The 21,707-nt window shown below is 62.5% G+C and carries 19 protein-coding genes; 8 read left to right on the forward strand and 11 right to left on the reverse strand.

From position 1 onward, the window contains the following. Positions 1–20: 20 nt before the first annotated feature. From ABCV34_RS06260 to ABCV34_RS06290, 7 genes are all read left to right on the forward strand, one after another. On the forward strand, positions 21–1,106 hold the full coding sequence (locus ABCV34_RS06260; RefSeq protein ID WP_345798347.1) for a betaine/proline/choline family ABC transporter ATP-binding protein: 1,086 nt from the start codon (positions 21–23) through the stop codon (positions 1,104–1,106). Positions 1,107–1,127: 21 nt separating this feature from the next. Then, complete coding sequence (locus ABCV34_RS06265) at positions 1,128–1,979, forward strand: ABC transporter permease subunit (RefSeq protein ID WP_345798348.1); 852 nt, start codon at positions 1,128–1,130, stop codon at positions 1,977–1,979. Beyond that, on the forward strand, positions 1,976–2,830 hold the full coding sequence (locus tag ABCV34_RS06270; RefSeq protein WP_345798349.1) for an ABC transporter permease subunit: 855 nt from the start codon (positions 1,976–1,978) through the stop codon (positions 2,828–2,830). The genes ABCV34_RS06265 and ABCV34_RS06270 overlap by 4 nt, the downstream gene beginning before the upstream one ends. 63 nt (positions 2,831–2,893) lie before the next feature. Continuing rightward, the gene (locus tag ABCV34_RS06275; RefSeq protein WP_345798350.1) at positions 2,894–4,375 is read left to right on the forward strand and encodes an aldehyde dehydrogenase; all 1,482 of its coding nucleotides are present in this window, start codon (positions 2,894–2,896) and stop codon (positions 4,373–4,375) included. 197 nt (positions 4,376–4,572) lie between these two features. Then, positions 4,573–6,357 (forward strand): ribonucleoside triphosphate reductase, encoded by a 1,785-nt coding sequence (locus ABCV34_RS06280; protein WP_345798351.1) that lies wholly within the window; start codon positions 4,573–4,575, stop codon positions 6,355–6,357. Between the two features lie 79 nt (positions 6,358–6,436). Continuing rightward, on the forward strand, positions 6,437–6,619 hold the full coding sequence (gene nrdD, locus ABCV34_RS06285) for an anaerobic ribonucleoside-triphosphate reductase (RefSeq protein ID WP_345798352.1): 183 nt from the start codon (positions 6,437–6,439) through the stop codon (positions 6,617–6,619). A gap of 93 nt (positions 6,620–6,712) precedes the next feature. Continuing rightward, a complete protein-coding gene (locus tag ABCV34_RS06290; RefSeq protein WP_345798353.1) occupies positions 6,713–7,426 on the forward strand; it encodes an anaerobic ribonucleoside-triphosphate reductase activating protein in 714 nt (237 codons plus the stop codon). 50 nt (positions 7,427–7,476) lie between these two features. Here the strand turns inward: ABCV34_RS06290 and ABCV34_RS06295 are convergent, their stop codons facing one another. From ABCV34_RS06295 to ABCV34_RS06315, 5 genes are all read right to left on the reverse strand, one after another. Continuing rightward, positions 7,477–8,070, reverse strand: a complete 594-nt coding sequence (locus ABCV34_RS06295; RefSeq protein ID WP_345798354.1) for a sarcosine oxidase subunit gamma family protein — start codon at positions 8,068–8,070, stop codon at positions 7,477–7,479. Beyond that, on the reverse strand, positions 8,060–11,059 hold the full coding sequence (locus ABCV34_RS06300; protein WP_345798355.1) for a sarcosine oxidase subunit alpha family protein: 3,000 nt from the start codon (positions 11,057–11,059) through the stop codon (positions 8,060–8,062). Before ABCV34_RS06300 ends, ABCV34_RS06295 begins: the two co-directional genes overlap by 11 nt. Then, positions 11,056–11,355 (reverse strand): sarcosine oxidase subunit delta, encoded by a 300-nt coding sequence (locus tag ABCV34_RS06305; protein WP_345798356.1) that lies wholly within the window; start codon positions 11,353–11,355, stop codon positions 11,056–11,058. The genes ABCV34_RS06300 and ABCV34_RS06305 overlap by 4 nt, the downstream gene beginning before the upstream one ends. Before the next feature lie 10 nt (positions 11,356–11,365). Beyond that, entirely contained in the window at positions 11,366–12,613 is a 1,248-nt protein-coding gene (locus ABCV34_RS06310) for a sarcosine oxidase subunit beta family protein (protein WP_345798357.1), read from the reverse strand. Positions 12,614–12,739: 126 nt separating this feature from the next. Further along, on the reverse strand, positions 12,740–13,792 hold the full coding sequence (locus ABCV34_RS06315) for a GlxA family transcriptional regulator (RefSeq protein WP_345798358.1): 1,053 nt from the start codon (positions 13,790–13,792) through the stop codon (positions 12,740–12,742). A gap of 137 nt (positions 13,793–13,929) precedes the next feature. Here ABCV34_RS06315 and purU point away from each other — a divergent pair, with 137 nt between their 5' ends. Next, positions 13,930–14,817 carry a formyltetrahydrofolate deformylase gene (gene purU, locus ABCV34_RS06320; RefSeq protein WP_345798359.1) on the forward strand — a complete coding sequence of 296 codons (888 nt, stop codon included), beginning with the start codon at positions 13,930–13,932 and terminating at the stop codon, positions 14,815–14,817. 65 nt (positions 14,818–14,882) lie between these two features. Here the strand turns inward: purU and ABCV34_RS06325 are convergent, their stop codons facing one another. The 6 genes from ABCV34_RS06325 to ABCV34_RS06350 form a co-directional block, all read right to left on the reverse strand. After that, entirely contained in the window at positions 14,883–15,650 is a 768-nt protein-coding gene (locus tag ABCV34_RS06325; protein WP_345798360.1) for a creatininase, read from the reverse strand. 3 nt (positions 15,651–15,653) lie between these two features. After that, positions 15,654–17,033 carry a cytosine permease gene (locus ABCV34_RS06330; RefSeq protein ID WP_345798361.1) on the reverse strand — a complete coding sequence of 460 codons (1,380 nt, stop codon included), beginning with the start codon at positions 17,031–17,033 and terminating at the stop codon, positions 15,654–15,656. Between the two features lie 188 nt (positions 17,034–17,221). Next, entirely contained in the window at positions 17,222–18,313 is a 1,092-nt protein-coding gene (locus ABCV34_RS06335; protein ID WP_345798362.1) for an ABC transporter ATP-binding protein, read from the reverse strand. Between the two features lie 4 nt (positions 18,314–18,317). Next, a complete protein-coding gene (locus ABCV34_RS06340; RefSeq protein WP_345798363.1) occupies positions 18,318–19,142 on the reverse strand; it encodes an ABC transporter permease in 825 nt (274 codons plus the stop codon). Beyond that, positions 19,139–20,047, reverse strand: coding sequence for an ABC transporter permease (locus ABCV34_RS06345; RefSeq protein WP_345798364.1), 909 nt, complete (start codon positions 20,045–20,047; stop codon positions 19,139–19,141). Before ABCV34_RS06345 ends, ABCV34_RS06340 begins: the two co-directional genes overlap by 4 nt. A 172-nt stretch (positions 20,048–20,219) precedes the next feature. Further along, complete coding sequence (locus ABCV34_RS06350; protein ID WP_345798365.1) at positions 20,220–21,356, reverse strand: spermidine/putrescine ABC transporter substrate-binding protein; 1,137 nt, start codon at positions 21,354–21,356, stop codon at positions 20,220–20,222. Between the last annotated feature and the right edge of the window lie 351 nt (positions 21,357–21,707).

A 21,707-nucleotide genomic window follows, 5' to 3' on the forward strand; every position in this document is an offset into this window, starting at 1 on the left:
CGCAACCGGAGGAGCTCAGCATGACCACAACCACCATACCGTCCGAAGAGATCCTGGTCGACTGCCAGCAGGTCTGGAAAATATTCGGCGAACAGGCGCCTGCGGCGATGAAAGCCATCACCAGTCAGGGCCTGTCCAAACGCGATGTGCTGCAAAAATTCGGCTGTACGGTCGGCGTGTCGGGCGTTAGCCTGCAAGTCAAGCGGGGCGAAATTTTCTGCATCATGGGCCTGTCCGGCAGCGGAAAATCGACGTTGATCCGCCTGCTGAACCAGCTCATCCGACCCACCCAGGGCCGAGTGCTGGTCAAAGGCAAGGATCTGGCCACCCTGGACGCCGCCGGCTTGCGCAACATGCGCGCGCACCATATCGGCATGGTGTTCCAGAGCGTCGCCCTGCTGCCCCAGCGCACCGTGCTTGAAAATACCGCCTTCGGCCTGGAAGTCCAGCGAGTGCCCAAAGAAAAACGCAACAAGATCGCAGCGGAAGCGCTGGACAAGGTCGGCCTGGCCGACTGGCAACACCACTACCCCAATGAACTGTCAGGCGGCATGCAACAGCGCGTCGGACTGGCGCGCGCCATCGCCTCCGATCCCGAGATCATCCTGATGGATGAACCGTTCAGCGCGCTCGACCCCTTGATCCGACGGCAATTGCAGGATGAATTCCGCACGTTGACCAAACAACTGGGCAAATCGGCTGCGTTCATCACGCACGACCTGGAAGAAGCGATCCGCATCGGCGACCGTATCGCCATCATGAAGGACGGCGTCCTCATACAAGTCGGGACCGCCGAGGAAATAGTCCGCAACCCCGCCGACGACTATGTGGCGGAATTCGTGGCCGGCATCTCCCGCCTGCATCTCGTCAAAGCCCGTTCCATCATGCGGCCGGTCGCCGAATTCCGCGCCGCGTATCCGGACGTCGCCATCGAGGCCCTGCCACGCGCCGCGGCCGAGACCGACATCGCCGAACTGATCACGCTGTCCACCCTCAAGGAACTGGACTCGGTGGCCATCATGGGCGACGGCAGCCCCATTGGCATCGTCTCGCCCCGCGATCTGCTCAACGGCATCCAGGGCAACGAACGGCCCGCCGCGCATTGACCTGCTCCAGGAGCGCATCTCATGAACCATACCGATCTGATCTCCGCGTTCGACGGCTGGATGGAAGACGCCCTGGCCCGTCTGACAGACAGCTCCAGCCAGATCTTCACCGCCATCCAAGCGGGGCTGGAAGGCCTCAACGCCGCCATCCTGTGGGTCCTGAACCTGGCGCCGTTCTATATCGTGGCGGGGGTGGTTGGCCTGCTGGGCTGGCGCCTCGTCAGCCGGCGCTTCGGGGTCCTGTCCGCCGCTGCCCTGGTGATCTGCCAGATGATGAATCTATGGCCCGAGACCACCGCCACGCTGGCATTGGTGATCGCCGCCACTTTGCTGGCGCTGCTGCTGGCGATCCCGTCAGGCATCCTGAGCGTCTATATCCGCGGGATGAGCCACTTGGCTGAACCCATGCTGGATCTGCTGCAAACGCTGCCCCCGTACATCTATCTGCTACCCGGGATTGCGCTGCTCGGCTACGGGCCGGCGACCGCGCTGGTCGCCACCCTGGTTGTGGCGTTTCCCCCGGCCTTCCGCCTGGCGGCGCTCGGCATGAGGATGGCGCCGGTCGAATATCTCGAACTGGGCATGGCTACCGGCATGACACGCTGGCAGATGTTCACCAAGATCCGGCTGCCGTTCGCCCTGCCCAGCATCATGGCCGGCATCAACCAGAGCCTGATGATGGCCTTCGGCATGGTCGTCATCGCCGGCATCGTCGGTTCCGGCGGCCTGGGTCAGACCATTTACGACGCGATCCGCAAGCTTGACATTGCCAAGTCCATCGACGCGGCACTGGCTATCGTGATCCTGACCATGATTCTGGACCGGCTCAGCCAAAGCGCCGGCGCCTCCAGCCCCAAAGGGAGAAAAGCATGAGCGCGATCCTTCCGACCCTCTCGCCCGGCGCCTGGTTGACCCCGGCGGTGGATTGGCTGAATGTCCATTGGCATCCCTTGTTCGCCCTCATCAGCGATGTCATCCAGCTCGTGCTGGACGGCCTGACCGCGCTCCTGATGATCCTGCCGCCGTGGGCGCTAATCCTCGTCAGCACCGCGCTGGTCCTGAAGCTGCTGGGTCTGCGCCCCGCCGTCATCACAGCCCTGACGCAGGGATTCTGCTGGGGCGTGGGCCTGTGGCCCGAAGCCATCCAGACGATCACCCTCGTCACGGTGGCCGTCGTCCTGTCCGTGGCCATCGCCTTTCCGCTGGGCGTGCTGGCCGCCCGCCGGCCGGCTCTGGAAGCCGTTCTGCGTCCGATACTGGACATCATGCAAACCGTGCCGCCCTGGGTGTATCTGATCCCGGCCGTGATCCTGTTCAGCCTGGGCAGCGTCCCGGCCATCATCGCCACCATCGTCTACGGCATCCCGCCGATGCTGCGCCTGACGACGCTGGCCTTCAAGCAGATCCCGCACGATCTGCAGGAACTGGGCCAGGCGCTGGGCGCGCCGCCGCGCACCGTGCTGCTGAAGATCGAAATCCCGGCTGCCATGCCCACGCTGCTGGTCGGCCTGAACCAGTGCATTCTGATGTCGCTGGCGATGGTGGTCCTGGCCGGTCTGGTCGGATCGGGCGGCCTGGGTGCGGAAGTCACCCGCGGTCTGACGCGCATGGAAATGGGCCTGGGGCTGCGTGCCGGCCTGGCCATCGTCGCGGTGGCGCTGCTGATGGATCGGCTGTCCAAAGCGGCCCTGGGCGGCAGGGGGAAACCCCGTCCATCACGATAACGCGCTCCGATCACACCTAGCCCATTGCCGACGCCCCATCGTTCATCAACCCAGAGAGTCCCCATGTCCGACTTCCTCACCACGGCCCAATACCACCACATCGCAGCAGAACTGAAACTGCCGCAACACGCCTTCATCGATGGCGTATTCCGCCCGTCAATCTCGGGCCGGACCTTCACCACCGCCAATCCCGCCACTAACGAAGTGCTGACGGAGATTGCCGCCTGCAACGCCGAAGACGTGGATCTGGCCGTCGGCGCCGCGCGCGCCGCATTCGAAGACGGCCGCTGGTCGCGCATCCACCCCCGCGAGCGCAAGGAAACCCTGCTGCGCCTGGCCCATCTGATGGAAACGCACGCCCGCGAACTGGCCGTACTGGAAAGCATCGACAGCGGTAAGACCATCTTCGACTGCGAAACCGTGGATGTGCCGGAAACCATCCACGTGCTCAAATGGCACGCCGAATTGATCGACAAAATCTACGATCAGGTCGCCCCCGCCTCGGACAGCCACATCGCCCTGGTGGTGCGCGAGCCCGTCGGCGTCGTCGGCCTGGTGCTGCCCTGGAACTTTCCGCTGCTGATGCTGGCCTGGAAAATCGGCCCCGCCCTGGCCTCCGGCTGCTCGGTCGTCATAAAGCCCGCCGGAGAAACGACGCTGACAGCGCTGCGCGTAGCCGAACTGTCGGTCCAGGCCGGGCTGCCGGCCGGCGTACTGAACATCGTCACCGGTTCCGGCACCGAAGTCGGTGAGCCCCTGGGCAAACATCCCGACGTGGACATGGTCAGCTTCACCGGCTCGACGGCGACCGGGCGGCGCTTCTTGAATTATTCCTCCGCCAGCAACCTCAAAGAAGTGGTACTGGAACTGGGCGGCAAGAACCCCTGCGTCGTTCTGGACGACGCGGAAGACCTGGACACCGTGGCGGCGCACGTCGTCAACGGCGCGTTCTGGAACATGGGGGAAAACTGCTCGGCTGCGTCCCGGCTGATCGTCCAGCGCGGCATCAAGGATCGCCTGCTCGAACGAGTCAAGGCCGAGGCTGCGCAATGGATCGTGGGGGATCCGCTGGATCCCGCCGTGCGCGTCGGCGCCTTGGTATCGAAAGCACACTTCCAGAAGGTCAGCGCTTACCTGGAAGCGACCCGGGCGGAAAAAGTCCTGATGGGCGGCAAGATCGTGTCCGAAGGCTTCGTCGAACCCACCATCGTCGACACCCGGCGCGACTCGAAACTGGCCATCGAAGAAATCTTCGGTCCCATCCTGAGCGTGATCACCGTCGACAGCTTCGAGGAAGCCATCGCGGTCGCCAATGACACCGACTATGGATTGGCCGCCTCGATTTTCTCGGCCAACGGCAAACGGGTGATCCGAGGCGCCCGGATGCTGCGCGCCGGCACCGTCACCGTCAACAGCTTCGGCGAGGGCGACATCTCGACGCCATTCGGCGGCTATAAGCAGTCGGGTTTCGGCGGCCGCGACAACTCCATCCACGCGCACGACCAATACACCCAGCTCAAGACGATCTGGATCGATCTGTCCTGACGCTGCGATACGTACCGCAGCCCGTCATCCTTGGCCCTCTGGGAATCGCACCGCCATCCAGGCACTGACCGGGTGGCGGTGCGCCGCGTCTGTTCTTGACCCCCATCAAGGCTATCAGAAAAAGGCTCTGGATCGCTTGATGACACTATATATTGTGTTTAATATTCACGAATACACAATATATAGAGGAATTCCGGATGACTTCCATCCAGCCCCAGAGCCCGGCCGAGCGCCCCATTCCCCACGTGGACGTCATCCGTTCCATCGACGAATACCTGCGCCAGCAGGACTGGCGCGTGAACGCCAACGCCAACCAGGGGTACTCGCTGGGCGGGCTGATCCTGAACACCTCGGGCAAGATGATCGCCAATTACTGGCTCAGTCACGTCTACCCGGAAACCGTCGGCCAGGCTCACCGCCAGGGCGACCTGCACATCCACGACCTGGACATGCTGTCGGGCTACTGCGCCGGCTGGTCGCTGCGCACGCTGCTCAACGAAGGCCTGAACGGCGTGCCCGGCAAAGTCGAATCCGCCGCGCCGCGCCACATGTCCAGCGCGGTCGGCCAGATCGTCAATTTCCTGGGCACGCTGCAGAACGAATGGGCCGGCGCCCAGGCCTTCAGTTCCTTCGACACCTACATGGCGCCCTTTATCCGCAAGGACGCCATGACGTACGACCAGGTGCGCCAGTGCATCCAGGAACTGATCTACAACCTGAACGTCCCCTCCCGCTGGGGAACGCAGACGCCGTTCACCAACCTGACCTTCGACTGGGTCTGCCCGGAAGACCTGCGCGAGCAGGTGCCCGTGATCGGTGGCGAAGAAATGCCCTTCGCCTACGGCGATCTGCAGGCCGAGATGGACATGATCAATCAGGCCTACATCGAGGTCATGATGGCGGGCGATGCGCACGGACGGGCTTTCACCTTCCCCATCCCGACCTACAACATCACGCCGGACTTCGACTGGCACAGCCCCAACGCCGAACGGCTGTTCGAGATGACGGCGAAATACGGCCTGCCCTACTTCCAGAACTTCATCAATTCGGAACTGAAGCCCAACATGATCCGGTCCATGTGCTGCCGCCTGCAGCTGGATCTGCGCGAACTGCTCAAGCGCGGCAACGGCCTGTTCGGCTCGGCCGAGCAGACCGGATCCCTGGGTGTGGTCACCATCAACTGCGCCCGCCTGGGCTACCTGCACCCGAACGACGAACCCGGTCTGCTCGCCAGGCTGGACGAACTGCTGGCCCTGGGGCGCGACAGTCTGGAAATCAAACGCCGGGTCATCCAGCAGCACATGGACGACGGCCTGTTCCCCTATACCCGCCGCTACCTGGGGACCCTGCGCAACCATTTTTCCACGCTGGGGGTCAACGGCGTCAATGAAATGATCCGCAACTTCACCGGCGACGAACATGATCTGACCACCCCCTGGGGCCATGCCTTCGCCGTGCGCCTGCTGGACCATGTCCGCGCCCGCATGATCGAATTCCAGGAAGCCACCGGCCACCTATACAACCTGGAAGCCACCCCGGCCGAAGGCACGACCTATCGCTTCGCCAAGGAAGACCGTGCCCGCTGGCCGGATATCCTGCAGGCGGGCACGCCCGACATGCCCTACTACACCAATTCGTCGCAGTTGCCGGTGGGATTCACCGACGACCCCTTCGAGGCCCTGGAACGCCAGGATGAGCTGCAACGCAAGTACACCGGCGGTACGGTACTGCATCTGTATATGACCGAACCGCTGTCGTCGGCCGAGGCCTGCCGCACCCTGGTGCGCCGCACGCTCAGCCGCTTCTCGCTGCCCTACATCACGATCACGCCGACCTTTTCCATCTGCCCGAAGCACGGCTACCTGCCGGGCCGGCACGACTTCTGCCCGACCTGCGACGATGAACTGCTGGCACGCAAACGGGTCACTGCCTCGACAGCCGCCCCGGTCACCGAGGGCATCGCGGCCGCCAGCCCGGCCTGAGCGCCGGCCCACCCTTTTCACCCGTCCGGGCCTGCCGGGCCCGGCATTTTTTCACTCACCATCCTTTCAGGAGCACATCATGACCCACACCCCCATCACACTGAACGACGCCGAACGCCAGCCCTGCGAGATCTGGACCCGCGTCATGGGCTACCACCGGCCCATGTCGTCCTTCAATATCGGCAAGAAGGGCGAATTTCACGAGCGCCGCTTCTTCGTCGAACGGCGCACGGGGCAAGCCCCGGCTCGACACGCCGCATAAGCACAGAGCACTGGTCATTCCACCGCGGACGCCGTCGCGACGGCGTTCCAGGCCGGGACGAGGCCGGTGCGTAGAACACTCCCCCCAAGCAAAATGCCAACCACCACACGCATCAAGATCGGCGGCCTGGTGCCCTTCACCGCCACCGACTATCCCGGCCTGCTGGCCGCCGTCATCTTCGTCCAGGGCTGCCCCTGGCGCTGCGGCTATTGCCACAACCCGCACTTGCAGCCCCGCACCGCCGACAGCCCGCTCGACTGGAATGGCGTCCTGGCCTTCCTGCGGCGCCGGGTCGGCCTGATCGACGGTGTCGTCTTCAGCGGCGGCGAGCCCACTATGGATCCCGGCCTGGGCGCCGCGATCGACCAGGTCAGGGCCCTGGGTTACCGCATTGGCCTGCACACGGGCGGGACCCACCCGCGCCGGCTCGCACAGGTGTTGCCCGCTGTGGACTGGGTGGGTCTGGACATCAAAGCCAGCTTTGAGGACTACGAACGGATCACTGGGGTGACCCGCAGCGGCGAACCCGCGCGCGACAGTTTGCGGGCCGTGCTGGACAGCGGAGTGGATTTCGAATGCCGCACAACGGCGCACCCCGATCTGATCAGCCAGGACGGCTTGCTGGCGCTGGGCCAGACACTGGCGCAATACGGGGTGCGCCGCTACGCAGTGCAGGTATTCCGGCCCCAAGGCTGCGCCGACGAGGCTCTGAACGCACATGGCCAGTCCTTGCGGGACTGGCCATGTGCGGCGGTCAGCGACGCACTGGCGGCGCTGTTTCCGTCATTCGAGCTGCGGCGCGGGTAGGCGCCGCGATCGCCCCCGCAGGCGGCCCGTGCCGCCACGCGGATCGGCGGTCAGCTCTCCATCGCATCGAGCAGCATGCGCACGGCGTAATCGGCGAAGCTGCGCCGCACGATCAGTTCCCAGGCATCGCCATCTTCCCCCAGCGGGTACAGCAGTACGCTGGTCTTGAAGAAATGCGACTGGGCACACCGGCCGAACGGCAAGGCACGGGGGTGCAGATCCAGCGGACAGCCCGCGTTCAGCACATTGCGTACCCCCGGTCCATGCAGCTGGACGACGGAATAGCCACTGCTCTGGTCCGTGACCGCGAACCAATGGCCCGCCAGCGCGTGTTCGGCCCGGGATGCCAGATCGTCCCCGCTGCCGGCCCCGGTGCGCACCAGCCACTCGTCGGGTGCCAGCCACAAGACCGTGATATCGCCATGACGGGTCACCGTATTGGGCACCAGGGGCAGTTCCAGCCCCAGACACGCCTGGACGGCCCCCAGGGCGGCGGGATCGGATGGGTCCACACGCAGATTGGCCAGGCTGACCAGAGGCTGCTCGCTCAAGGACACCCGATCAGGGGCGCCATGCAACAGGGGCAGGCCAAAGTCCACATGCAGTCCCGTCAGCGGGCTCTGCTGTTTGTTTTCAGTCAACATTTTGACGGGCTCCTTCGGGATCGTAGAACACCGGACTGCAGACGCGTGCCGGCATGAATCGGCCATCGGCCGTGGCCACCGTGACTTCATGGCCCATCTGTGCTTGGCCGTCCTTGAGCATGGCAAGCGCAATCGACCGTCCCAGGATCGGGCTCATGTAGCTGGAGGTCACATGGCCGAACATCGGGGCGATGGTCGCCTGGGTCGGGCCCTGCAGGATCTGGCCGCCTTCAGGCAGCACGCAGGCGGGGTCCTTGGCCAGCAGGCCGACAAACTGCTTGCGCCCGGGACCACTGGTATGACTGCGCGACAGCGAACGCTTACCCAGGCAATCCTTGGTCTTGGCCAGCATGCCGCCCATGCCCAGATCCATCGGGGTGACCGACCCGTCCGTATCCTGGCCGACGATGATGTAACCCTTTTCACCGCGCAGCACGTGCATGGTCTCGGTGCCGTAGGGCGTGATGCCGTAGGGCTGGCCAGCTTTCATCAACCGCTCGACGATATGGCGGCCCATGTTGGCCGGCATATAGATTTCGTAGGACAGCTCGCCGGAAAAGCTCACCCGCAGGACGCGCGCGAACACCCCATCGATGGTGCCTTCCTGGAAACTCATGAAAGGAAAGGCTTCATTGCTGAAATCGATGTCCTTGCAGACGGCGGTCAGGACCTTGCGCGCGTGGGGGCCCGCAACGGTCGCCACCGCATACTGGTCGGTCACCGACGTCAGATAGACCCGCAGATCCGGCCATTCGGTCTGCAGCCAGCGCTCCATCCAGCTCATGATGCGGGCGGCGCCACTGGTGGTGGTGGTCAGCAGAAAATGGTCCTCGGCCAGGCGAATGCTCACGCCGTCGTCCATGACCATGCCGTTTTCATCCAGCAGCAAGCCATAACGGCAGCGCCCAGGCTGCAGCTTGGTCCAGGAATTGATGTACAGGCGATTGAGGAACTCGACCGCATCCGGGCCGCGCACATCGATCTTGCCCAGGGTGCTGTAATCCAGGATGCCGACGCTGTTGCGCACGGCCAGGCATTCGCGCCGCACCGCCGCGTGCATGTCCTCGCCCGGTTTCGGATAGTAGTGGGCGCGCTTCCAGTTGCCCACATCCTCGAAGATGGCGCCTTGTTCCAGATTCCAGTCGTGCAGGCAGGTGCGGCGGATCGGATCGAACCAGTCGCCCAGTTCCCGCCCCGCCATGGCGCCGAAGCTGACCGGCGTGTAGTTGGGACGGAATGTCGTGGTCCCGGTTGCCGGAATGCTTTGCTTCAAGGCTTCAGCCAGCACCCCCATGCCGTTGATGTTGCCCAGCTTGCCCTGATCGGTGCCAAAACCCATGGCGGTATAGCGCTTGACGTGCTCGACCGAGTGGTAGCCCTCGCTGACCGCCAGCAGGATGTCGGAGACGGAGACATCGTTCTGGTAATCGATGAACTGCTTCGAACCCCGCGTGGCATCCTTGCCTTTGCCAACCGACCACAGCGGCAGCAGCGGCGTGACCTCGACGGAATGGGTGGACCAGTCGGGAAGATCGGCCGGACGCGTCGGCGCGGCGCCCTGCACCGCCCGCAGGCCGGCTTGCACGCCACCCACCAGGGCGGCTTGCAAGCTGAAGTCGCCGTTGGCGGCACCCGCGCTGCTTTGCGGCTGAGCCGCCGCATCCGGCACGAAGCAGGCCCGTTCCTCGCACCAGCGCGGTTTGCCACGCGACTGGGCGTACAGGTGGATCACAGGATTCCAGCCGCCGGACATGACCAGCAGATCGCAGGCCAACGCATCGATGCCGTCGCGCAAGCTGGCGCCGTGGCCCCGCAGGCGCACACCGGTCACATGCTTGCCGCCGCGTGCCTCGGCCACCACCGTCTGATGGATGACCCGGACCCCCAGGCGCTCGGCCTCTGTCGGCAGGGTCCCGTGGCTGAGCACGCGCGGATCGACGACGGTGACATCGGCGCCATGGCGCTTCAGGTCGATCGCTGTCTGGTAGGCACTGTCGTTGTTGGTGAACACGACCGCGCGGCGGCCGGGCAACACACCATAGCGGTGGATATAAGCGGAGACGGCACCCGCCAGCATCACGCCCGGAATATCGTTGTTGCCGAATACCAGCGGCCGTTCATGGGCGCCAGTCGCCAGCACCACGTGCCGCGCGCGGATCTTCCAGATGCGTTCGCGCACGCCGCTTCGCTGCATGATCGGCAGATGGTCGTGCAGCCGCTCGCAGGCGGTAACCAGATTGTGATCCTGGTAGCCAAAGGCGGTAGTGCGCTGCAGCACCTGTGTTTCCGGCTGGGCGGCCAATTCCGCCATGCGTTCGGCGACCCAATCCAGCGCGGGTTTGTCGTCGATGACTTCCTGGGCGCGCAACAGGCTGCCCCCCGCCTCGCCACCATCGTCCACCAGAATGACCCGGGCACCGGTGCGGCCTGCCGCGCAGGCAGCCGCCAGCCCCGCCGGCCCCGCCCCCACCACCAGCACATCGCAGTGCGCATAGCGTTTCTCGTAGCGATCGGGATCCTGGGTGTCGGGCACCGAGCCCAGACCCGCGGCGTCACGGATCCGTTCCTCGTATTTGCCCCACCAGCTGCGCGGCCACATGAAGGTCTTGTAATAGAACCCCGCCGGGATGAAGCGCGCAAAGCGCTGCATGATCGCCATGCGGTCATGCTCGATGTCCGGCTTGGCATTGACGCTGGTCGCGCGCAAGCCTTCATAGAGTTCGACCTCGGTCGCACGCGCGTTGGGCACCGTATACGCGCCGCTTTCCAGCTGCACCAGCGCATTGGGCTCTTCGACCCCGGCGGTCATGATGCCGCGCGGGCGGTGGTACTTGAAACTGCGCGCCACGAAATGCACGCCATTGGCCAGCAGGGCCGACGCCAGCGTGTCTCCTTGCAGGCCGGTATAGGCCTTGCCATTGAACGTGAAGTGCACGGGCGCGCCGCGCCGTACACGCCCGCCCTGGGGCAAACGACTATCCTGATTCATACGGCCTCCCGGATCGGTTCGGCGGTTTCGTGACTCTGACCATCGAAGGTCTCGTAGCCCTGGATGTCATAGGTCCGCGTATCGCGTTCAGCCATGAACCAGCGGCGGCAACCCTGGGCATGAACCCACTGCTCGCGAAACAGCCCGAACGTATTGCGGCGCATGAACACGTAATCACCCCATTCGCGATCATCCATCGAGGCGTTGTCCACGGGACGCACGATCCCGGCTTCCCCGCCATAGCTGAATTCGCTTTCGGCGCGATCCCCGCACCACGGGCATTTGATCTGCAACATGATGTCTCCTTCAGTGGGCCACGGCGGCTGCGCCGTGCTCGTCGATCAGATGGCCGCTATAGAAGCGGTCGACGGAGAAGGCCTTGTTCAGTGGATGCGGCTCGTCGTGCGCAACCGTGTGCGCAAAGACCCAGCCCGAGCCCGGCGTGGCCTTGAACCCCCCGGTTCCCCACCCGCAATTGAAATACAGCCCCTTGATCCCGGTCTTGGTGATGATCGGGCACGCATCAGGCGACACGTCCACGATGCCCCCCCATTGACGGTTCATGCGCACGCGGCTCAGGGACGGGAACATCTCGACGATGGCCTGCAGCGTGTGTTCGATGCTCTGGAAGCTGCCACGCTGGCCGTAACCCAGGTACTGGTCGATGCCGGCGCCGATCACCAGGTCGCCCTTGTCGGACTGGCTGATGTAGGCGTGCACGGCATTGGACATGATGACGGTATGGACGCAGGGCTTGACCGGCTCGGAAACCAGCGCCTGCAAAGGATGGCTCTCGATGGGCAGACGCACGCCGGCCATCTCGGCCAGCACGCTGGAATGCCCCGCCACCACGACGGCGACTTTCTTGGCCTTGATGAAGCCTTTGCCCGTCTCCACGCCTTCGACCACGCCGTCTTTCTTCCGGATATTGAGGACCGGACAATTCTGGATGATATGCACCCCAAGCCGGTCCGCCGCGCGGGCAAAGCCCCAAGCCACGGCATCGTGGCGGGCCACGCCGCCGCGCCGCTGGAACGAACCGCCCAGCACGGGATAGCGGCTGTTCAGATTGATGTTGGGCACGATCTCCTGGACCTGCGCCGGCGTCAGCCATTCACCATCGACCCCGTTGTAGCGGTTGGCATTGATGCGCCGCTGGGTGTCGCGCACTTCCTGCAGATTGTGAGCCAGGTTCATGACGCCGCGCTGGCTGAACATGACGTTGTAGTTCAGGTCCTGCGACAGGCCTTCCCAAAGCTGCATCGCCTTTTCATAAAGCTGGGCCGATTCATCCCAGAGATAGTTCGAGCGGACGATGGTGGTGTTGCGCGCGGTGTTCCCACCGCCCAGCCAGCCTTTTTCCAGCACGGCCACATTGTGGATGCCATGCACTTTGGCCAGATAGTAGGCGGTGGCCAGGCCGTGTCCGCCCGCGCCGATCACGACGACATCGTATTCCCGCTTGGGTTCGGGGCTATGCCACGCCCTTCCCCAGTTTTCATTGTGGCTCAGCCCGTTGCGAATCAGGCTGAAGATCGAGTAGCGATTACTCATGGTCTCCTCGCTTGTATGATGGCGCACCCATGTTTGGCGTCATGGGTGTAGTACATCAAATGCGGGCTCGACTCGATAGAATTATTTCGCCGTACTCATGGAAGATTCCGGCTAGGAATCCCCAGCTCAGAAGAACTCGCTGCGCCCGGGAAATACCTCGCTGATGTAATCGGCCACCGGGTCGGGTGGCGAAAGCAGCGTATCGGGCAGCTGGGCACGGCCGCGCCACGCGCTGGGCGGCATCTTGAAGGCCGCGCGAAATTCGCGCCCCAGATGGGACGCATCGGCAAAACCGCATTCCGACGCAATGGCGGCAATGGTTTTCTTGGTATGAGTCAACAGCCAGGCCGCCAGGCGCAGCCGCATGCCGCGCGCATAGGCCTGAGGCCCCTGCCCGGTGGCTTCCTTGAAGAGCCGTTCCAGGTGGCGCACGGAAATACCCAGCTTGCCGGCCAGTTCATCCAGGCTCAGTGCCCGTCCGACGTGCTGCTCCATCAGCAGGACGGCGCGCCGCACGGCGGGATGCGTCGTCGGCTGGATGCCGGGCGGCAACGGCTGGGCGGCGCTGGCCCGGCCGGCATCCTCGACCTGCAGGATGCGCAGGGCCTTCTGCACGATGGACTGATCGATGTGACGTCGCAGGATTTCGGCGGCGACATCGATCGACGCCCGCCCCCCCGAACACGTGATGCGGCGCCGGTCGAAAACATACAGACGGTCGGCCACAACCTGTGCCGGATCGATTCCAGGGAAGCGTTCCAGAAAATCCCAATAATGGAACCAGCTGATGCAGATGCGATGCTGATCCAGCACGCCAGCCTGCATCAGGGTGAACACCCCCGTGCACAAGCCCACCAGATGGACGTCTTTGCGCGCCGCTTCGCGGATGAACTCGAGCATCCCGGGACTGACCGGCGGACGCTGCAGCAGGCCACCGACGACCACCACATAATCGAAGCGGGCGGGATCGCCCAGCGGTTCGGAGGGCACCACCTGGATGCCACTGCTGGAGCGGACCGGCGTCAGGGTTTCATCGACCACCTGCCAGGCGCACCGCATCGGGCGGCTGTGGTCGCCCTCATCGCCAGACAGGCGCAGCACATCCAGCATGCCGGAAAAGGCGGTCAGGGTGAAATGCGGCAGCAAAATGAAGCCAAAACGCACCGGTCCAGTACTCATATGATCTTGCCTCTCCATGCCCGACGATTCAGGCGCCATGACGTTTCCATTCTAGGCGGATACGCGCCCTCATGATGTAGTGGGCACCGATACAGGGCCGGCGCGCCCCGCCAGCCACTCGACCCAGGAGACACATCATGCAGCACCCATCATCGCCCATCCCACCCGCCGCCAGCGCACTGTTCTGCCTGACGGTGTCCTGCCCCAGCAAGGCCGGCCAAGTCGCAGCCATCGTCTCGTTCCTGGACCAGCGACAAGGCTACATCGACGAATTCACCGTCTTCGACGAAAAAAGCACGCAGCAATTCTTTGTGCGCTGCGTCTTCCACACCGATGGCCCCCAAGCGCTGGACATCGCCTCCCTGAACCGCGATTTCACCGAATTGGCCCAGCGTTTTTCCATGCGCTGGACCATCCACGACATGGCGCGCCGCCCCAGGGTACTGATTCTGGTGTCGAAGCTGGAACACTGCCTGGCGGACCTGCTGTTTCGCACCCGGATGGGCGAACTGCCGATGGACATCGCGGCCATCGCGTCGAATCACGACACCCTGCGCAGCCATGCCGAGGCCGCCGGCATCGCATTCCACCATCTGCCCGTCACCGACGACACCCGGCCGCAACAGGAAGCCGCCATCCTGGATCTGGCGCGCACGACCGGTTCCGAACTGGTCGTTCTGGCCCGATACATGCAAATCCTGCGTCCCGAAACCAGCAAAGCGCTGGCGGGCCGCGCCATCAACATCCATCATTCCTTCCTGCCGGGCTTCAAGGGCGCCCGCCCTTACCATCAGGCTTACGAACGCGGCGTCAAGGTGATCGGCGCCACGGCCCACTTCGTGACCGACGATCTGGATGAAGGCCCGATCATCACCCAGTCCGTCGAACCGGTCGATCATGCGCAAACCCCCGATCAGTTGCTGGCCACCGGCCGCAACCTGGAATGCCGCGCGTTGGCCCAGGCTGTGCGCGACTATCTGGAACGGCGGGTCTTCATCAGCGGGCATCGGACAGTGGTGCTGTAAAGCGATCCCGATCCGCATCGGGCGGCGCTCGCGGGCGCCGCCCGGGTTCCGGACGCGGCGGCAACTCAGTCGAACGCGGTCCGCAACGCGTCTGTGATGCCTTGTACGCAGACCGTCAAGATCAACTGGCCGTGTTCCGCGCTGGCCCGGCTGGCCGACGACAGGCAACCCGACTCCGGGGTCCATTCCGGCTTGATCGGGAAAAAGTCGTAGGGCGGGAACGTCGCCGGCGGATGATCCCGCACCTGACTCATGTCGACCAGATGCGGATGCAGATGCAGCATCAGGGACGTTTCCAGCACCCCGCCATGCTCGACGGCCCAACCCGGAAAATCCCCCTGGTAGATCGCATCGATCGTCGTCTGGTCGATAAAGTCCCAGTAGGACAGAATGATGCTGCGGAAATCCCGGATGCCGTCCCAACGCAGTTCACGCAGTGCCAAGTCGACGCCCTCGGTGATGAACGCGGAGTTCTCGTAATGACCATTGACCAGGACGACCTTACGGACCCCGTGGCGCGCCAGTTCCTTCAGCACATCACGGATGATGCTGGTGACGGTCAGCCCATCCAGACTGGTCGTCCCCGGCATGTGATTGCCACCGCCGCTTTTTTGCTGCGACTTGTAGCCGTAGGCGATGGCCGGCGCCACCAGCGCCCCCATGTGCGCCGCCACGCGCTCCGAGATGGCGGTCGGCAGCAGGACATCCGGATTCATGCTCATGTGGGGGCCATGCTGCTCCAGCGCGCCGACGGGTATCAGCACGACAGCCCCAGCTTTGACTTTTTCCGCGTAGGCTGGCCAGGCCAGCTCCGCAATACGAACGTGATTCATGTTCTACCTCTTGAAGGCCAGACGCGTGCGTCCCATGTTGAAACCCAACGTCAGGACCAGATAGCTGACCGCCGTCACGCCGATCGTCGGGAAGGATGCTGTCCAGATCGCCGCGGCGTCTGTCAGGCCGTAATGCAGCAGGTAGAACGCGCCCAACCCCAGCGCCATCGAAACCCAGCCGGAAACGTTCCAGTCACCCAGCCGGCTCTTGGTGGAACCATCGGGATAATTCCCGGCAAACAGGTCCTCATCCCGAACCTGGCATCTGCGCACGATGAAATAGTCGACAACCACCAGCGTCCACAACGGAATGAAGACTCCGCCGACGATGCCGAGAAAAAACTCGAAATACTCGATGAACTTGTCAAAGGCCAGCGGCAGGAAGCACATGACAAACTGCAGGACCGCGATAAACAGCAGGTAGCGCTTGGGCGATTCGCTGCGCGTGGCACCCACCAATCCCATGCCGGCCCCATACAACACGGTCACGTTGGTGCTGACAGTGGCGAAAAACACCACCAGAAAGGCAACGGTACCCAGCCCCAGGGAAGCAATGGTGGAACTGGGATCCGAGTTGTTCGGATCGAAGACGCCGGTGTCCAGGACGACGCCGATCACACCGATGGCACCGACGATCATGAACCAGCCTTGGCCCAGATTGACCCCCAGCCAGCTGCCCGCTGTGGCGGCACCCGGCCCCTTGGCAAAACGGGCAAAGTCGCCGATCATCGCCCAGCCCCAGCAGAACCCGAAAGCCAGATCGAAATAAAACGCCGGCGTATGCTGAGCCTCCGGCAAAGTCAGGCTGGCAATTTTGGCGTAGTCCCAGTGCTGCAGGACGACGATGGTTTCCCAGACACCCAGGACGACCAGCAGGACGACCGAGATCCATTCCAGATACTTGATGGCCTGATGTCCCACGACGACGATCACGCCCTGAACGACCGCGGTCACCAGGATGCCCAGAATCAACGGCATCATGGAACCGGGCTGCCCATACGTCGGCCAATCCCACATGGCATGGAAGACGTAGGTCAGTGAAATAGCCGCGATGAAAGTATTGATGCTGGGCCAGCCGATCATGCCCAGAAATTCCCCGATGCCGGCCCAGCGCGAACCCTGGACGCCCAAAGCGGGAACCGTGCAGGTCACCGTCGATGCGCCATGTTTCCAGGAAATCCAGCCGATCATGGCCCAGGGAATCATCATCAGCGGCAAATAAATGAAGGCATATTGCCAGACGAAACTCATGCCGATGGCCGCCGCCATTCCGCCGAAATACCAGGATCCGGTGTTGACCCCGGACCCGAACCAGGTCACGACCTGGTCAAAAAAGCCATACTCGCGCTTGTCATGCGGAATTCTGGCGGTGCCGTATTCCATGTAGTGTCTCCTCGAAGGTGCGCCGGCCCCCCGTTATGTCCCGGGAGTGTACCGGCTCTGGTGATTGAGCGGCGGCGTTTTTTCCGCATCCGCCCAATCCATCTTAGAGACAGGAAGCCTGGCGGCTTTTTTCAGAAACGACCTTTACTTGCCAGAAAGCGAAACCATGCCTAAAGCCGCACGCGCGCTCAGGCCCGGGAACCCAGAATGCGGGTCTCCTGCACATCCCAGCTGACATGAACCCAGCCATCGTCCTCCACCGGCAATCTCGCGCGCCCGGCATAGGGGACCTGCGCCTGCAATTCCAGGCCGGTTTCCGTTTGAAGATGGATCGTCATGATGGCACCGACGAATTCTTCTCCGATCACGCGACACCGCAAACGATTCTGGCCTGCACCGCCCGGCCCGGCGAAGCGCATGTCCTCGGCACCGACATACAAGGTGACCGGATCCCCTTTGGCAACACGCCCGCCAGCCGCCACAGGCGTTTCCAGGACCCCATGATCAGATCGGACAATGATTTTGTCACCGGCGATATCGGCCACCTTGCCTTCGATGATGTTCTTGCCGCCAATGAATTCCGCCACAAACCGGTTGCATGGCATGGAATAGATTTCCTGGGGGGTACCCACCTGTTCGATATGGCCCTGGCTCATGATCACCACCCGATCGGCCATCGCGAAGGCTTCGGAATGACTATGGGTGACATACACGAAGGTGATGCCGATCTCCTTTTGCAGCTCGGTCAGTACGCCTTGCATGCGCACCTTCAGGTTTGCATCCAGAGCGCTCAGCGGCTCGTCGAGCAACAGGATGGGGGGCTCGGTCACCAGGGATCTGGCCAGCGCAACCCGCTGGCGCTGGCCGCCCGACAACTGACTGATATCCCGATTCGCAAACTCGGCGAGCCCCATGCGATCCAGCCATTTCCCGGCCCGGCGCCTGCGCTCGGCCTTCTGGACGCCGCGCATCCGAAGACCGAATTCAACATTCTCGGTGACGCTCAGAAAGGGGAATAGCGCGAGGTTCTGCCACACCAGGGGCGTGTCGCGATCCCAGGTACTGAGCTCGTTGATGCGTTCTCCGTTGAGGCGAATTTCGCCTTGCGTGGGCTGATCCAGACCGGCCAGCATCCGCAGGGTCGTTGTCTTGCCGCAGCCGCTCGAGCCCATGATTGCCAGGAATTCGCCTTCACTGATGTTCAGGTTGATCGATTCGACGGCGGTAAAGCCCCCAAATGACTTGCTGACATTATCCAGTTCCACCAAAGGACGATTCATGTTTTCACTCCCCTTTGGCCGTGGCCAAAATTTTTCGAGTCTTGTTTTTCCCATGCCGCAGCAACAGAATCTGCGCCAGGACAACCAGCATGATGGTGACTGTGAATACGATGGAACCGATCGCGTTGATCGTCGGGCTGACGCGCCCCTGCAAGGTCGTGAGGATGCTGACGGGGACCGTGGGGTCCAGCCCCGACACGAACCAGGCAACGGCATACTCGTCGAACGACACCGCCATGGTCACAAACAGCGCCGCACCGATACTGGGCAGGGAAAAAGGCAGAATCACGTGCCATAACGCACGCCACTGGCTGGCACCCAGGTTCCAGGCCGCCGCCTCCATGTCGGCGGGCATCAGTGCCAGGCGCATCCGGATCACCGCCATCGCAAACGGGGCGCACATGACGATGTGGCTGATCATGACCGCCTGGATATTGCCCGACAGACTGACACGCGACAGAAATGCCAGCATCGCCAATCCCATGATGACCACCGGGATGGTCGGCGGCAACAGCGCCAGCGTCAGATAGACCGATTTTCCGAAGAACCGATAGCGATGATCGGTATACGCGGCGCAAAACCCCAGCACAGTGGACACCACCGCAACGGTGAAACCGACTTTTGCGCTGTTTCCAAACGCCAGCCAGATATCGGCGTCGGAGATGATGTCCCGATACCACTGAAAGCTGAAATCGCCCAGAGGCAAGGTCGGAAAGCGATCCGCGTTGAATGAAAAGACAAAGCTGGCCGCGATGGGAGTAAAGATGAATACGAATATCCCAAAGGCATAGCAATAAAGCGTCAGATTGATCCATCGGTTTTCGTTCATTTCGGCCTCCGGTAGGCGAACCAGATTGCCGCCAGGGCAACCGCCAGCAAAGTTATGACCATCGTCACCGCCACCACGGCCGCCTGTGGCCATTGCTGGCCGGACTTGACGGTGTCGATGATCACGGTGCTCAGTACGGTTCTCAGGCCCCCTCCCAAATACAAAGGACTGACAAAATCGCCAAACGTCAGGATGAAACAGAACAGCGCCGCGATCATGATGCCGATTCTGGCGGACGGGATGATGACGTGCCAGATCGTGCCAAGACGGCCACACCCCAGGTTATGGGACGCTTCCACCAGATTACGGTCCACGTAGATCAGGCTGAGCAACTGCAGCAAGGTCACCAGCGGCAGGCACAGGGTGGCATAGCCGATCAAGGTGCCCCCCAGGGTATTGAGCATCGCCACCGGCGGCAGGGATAGCCATTTCAGGAGCATATTGACAACCCCTGAATCCGCCAGGACGACTTGCCAGGCATAAACACGCACCAGGTAACTGGTGAAAAACGGGATGATCAGCAACAGCAGTGCAAACTGTCGTGCGGAACCCCGAAATTTGAAGGCGATCGCATAAGCGCATGGAAAAGCAATCGCACTGATGACGATCGCGGTGAAAATCGCCATCCCGAAGGTCAGAGCGTATGCGTCGTAAAAATAGCCGCGCGTATAGATGAACGCCCAATTGGCGAACGTAAAATCCGGCTTCAGTCGGAAGAACTCGACCGACCAGAAGGTAATGACCAGCAGGAACACCACCGGGAAGACCAGAAAGAGCAGCTGCCACACGAGCGGCGGCAGGCTCAGGGAAAAGGCATATAGCCTCTGTTTTGGAACGAAATGCCCGGCACGCGGCGACTTCCGTCGCAACTTGCGCACGTCTGCCGCGGCGCCAGGGGATCGCATTGAACTCTGATGCGGGATTATCACCGAAACCTCCTGTGCCACGAGGCCCAATCAGGCCCTGTGCGGGCTTTCTGTTTTTGAGCCAGGGACCGACTCCGAAACCGCAAGCCGCTGACCAGGCTCGTGCCCACCCCAGATTGCATCGGGCACGACCGGCCTGGTCAGGGATTGCTCAAGCGCTCTTGTACTTCTGCCAAAAATTATTCCAGTCCTGCAACGATTGCTGGACCGGAAGCTGCCGATCGTGGATGCGGCCTTCCCGGATGATGTTCATCACGTTGTACTCATCCATCAGCATGCCCCCACGTTCTGCCGCCACGTGATTGACCTTTGCCAGGAGCTTCCATCCCTCTTGATTCGGGATCAAGGCCGGGTAAGCCTTCATGGTCGCTGCCTTGACCTGCCCTTCCGGGGTGGACATATATTGCAGGAACTTGGTGGCCAAGCCGACCTTCTGGCTGCCCTTGCCGATGCACAGGCATTCGTCCCATTGCAGGCCGCCTTCCTTGGGCACGACCGTCTTGAACGAACCGCCGTCCCGCGCCAGCAGGCCGGTAATCCAGTCGCCGATGCCCAGCATGGCGTGGACCTGCTCGGTTTTCAACGCGGAAAGCGTGCCGCCATAGCCAAAGAACCCAGCGATCTGCGGACGCAGGCTCATGGTTCTGTCCTGCACCTTTTGCCAGGCGGCGGCATCGATATCGTAAGGCTTGGAATCCCCGTTCAGCAGGCTCATCTGACCGAGATTGGGCAAATGCCAGTCGAAATGCGCAACCTTGCCTTTGAGCTTCTTGTCCCAGAACATCTCGTAGGAGCTTGCCTGCTCGTCGGTAATATATTTGGTATTGAACGAAACCCCCAGGAATCCGAAACGCATGAGCAACGCATACATGTCGTTCTCATGCCATAGCATGGGAAATCTACGGAATTCCGGAAAATAATCGTTAAAGGGATAGTCCGCCGGATTCAGCTTTTCGATATAACCCGCGGTCCGGAGCTGCTGGACATATTCACCGTCCGCAAGAATGACGTCGTAAGTACCCGGCGGCGACTGCGAGATCAGCGCCAGCATCTCGTCCCCACCGGTATAGTACTTGGCGCGGATCTTGACGCCATGCTTGTCCACAAAATCCCCGACCACCTCGCGCTCGGCGAAACCATTCCAGGTCAGCATCGTCAACTGCTCGAGCGCCAACGCGCTGCGCAGCGGAAGCGCACTGGTGACGGCAGCGGCGCCCACCAGACCTCCAAGTTTCGTGACAAAACGTCGACGCGATGCAAAATCGCTGCGTTTCAAGGGAAGTTTCATGTTCCATTCCTCCTCAGTCGTACCTGGCCATATCCGATATTGATTGGCGCTATTGGAAACAACGAAAGGGACAGTCGCCCTTTCAGGATTTACTTCCGTACAAATGTCATGCGCTGTGGGTTGGACAACGGGCCTGGCCATCACCAGGACGCCTGAAAGCATCGAACCGGCACACCGCGAGGGAACCTGGGCCAGCCACTCCTTTGTCTCCGTCTTATTTATGTCATTGTTTCAGGTTGCCTGTAACGACGATCCTACGGGTTCCGACCGTGGGGCTCGTTGTCGGAAACGACATCAAATTGTCTGAAAGCGAACCGGCGCCTACCGGATGCGGCGCGTCAGCCCCAGGCA

Source organism: Castellaniella sp. MT123, assembly GCF_039614765.1.
Lineage (GTDB): Bacteria > Pseudomonadota > Gammaproteobacteria > Burkholderiales > Burkholderiaceae_B > Castellaniella.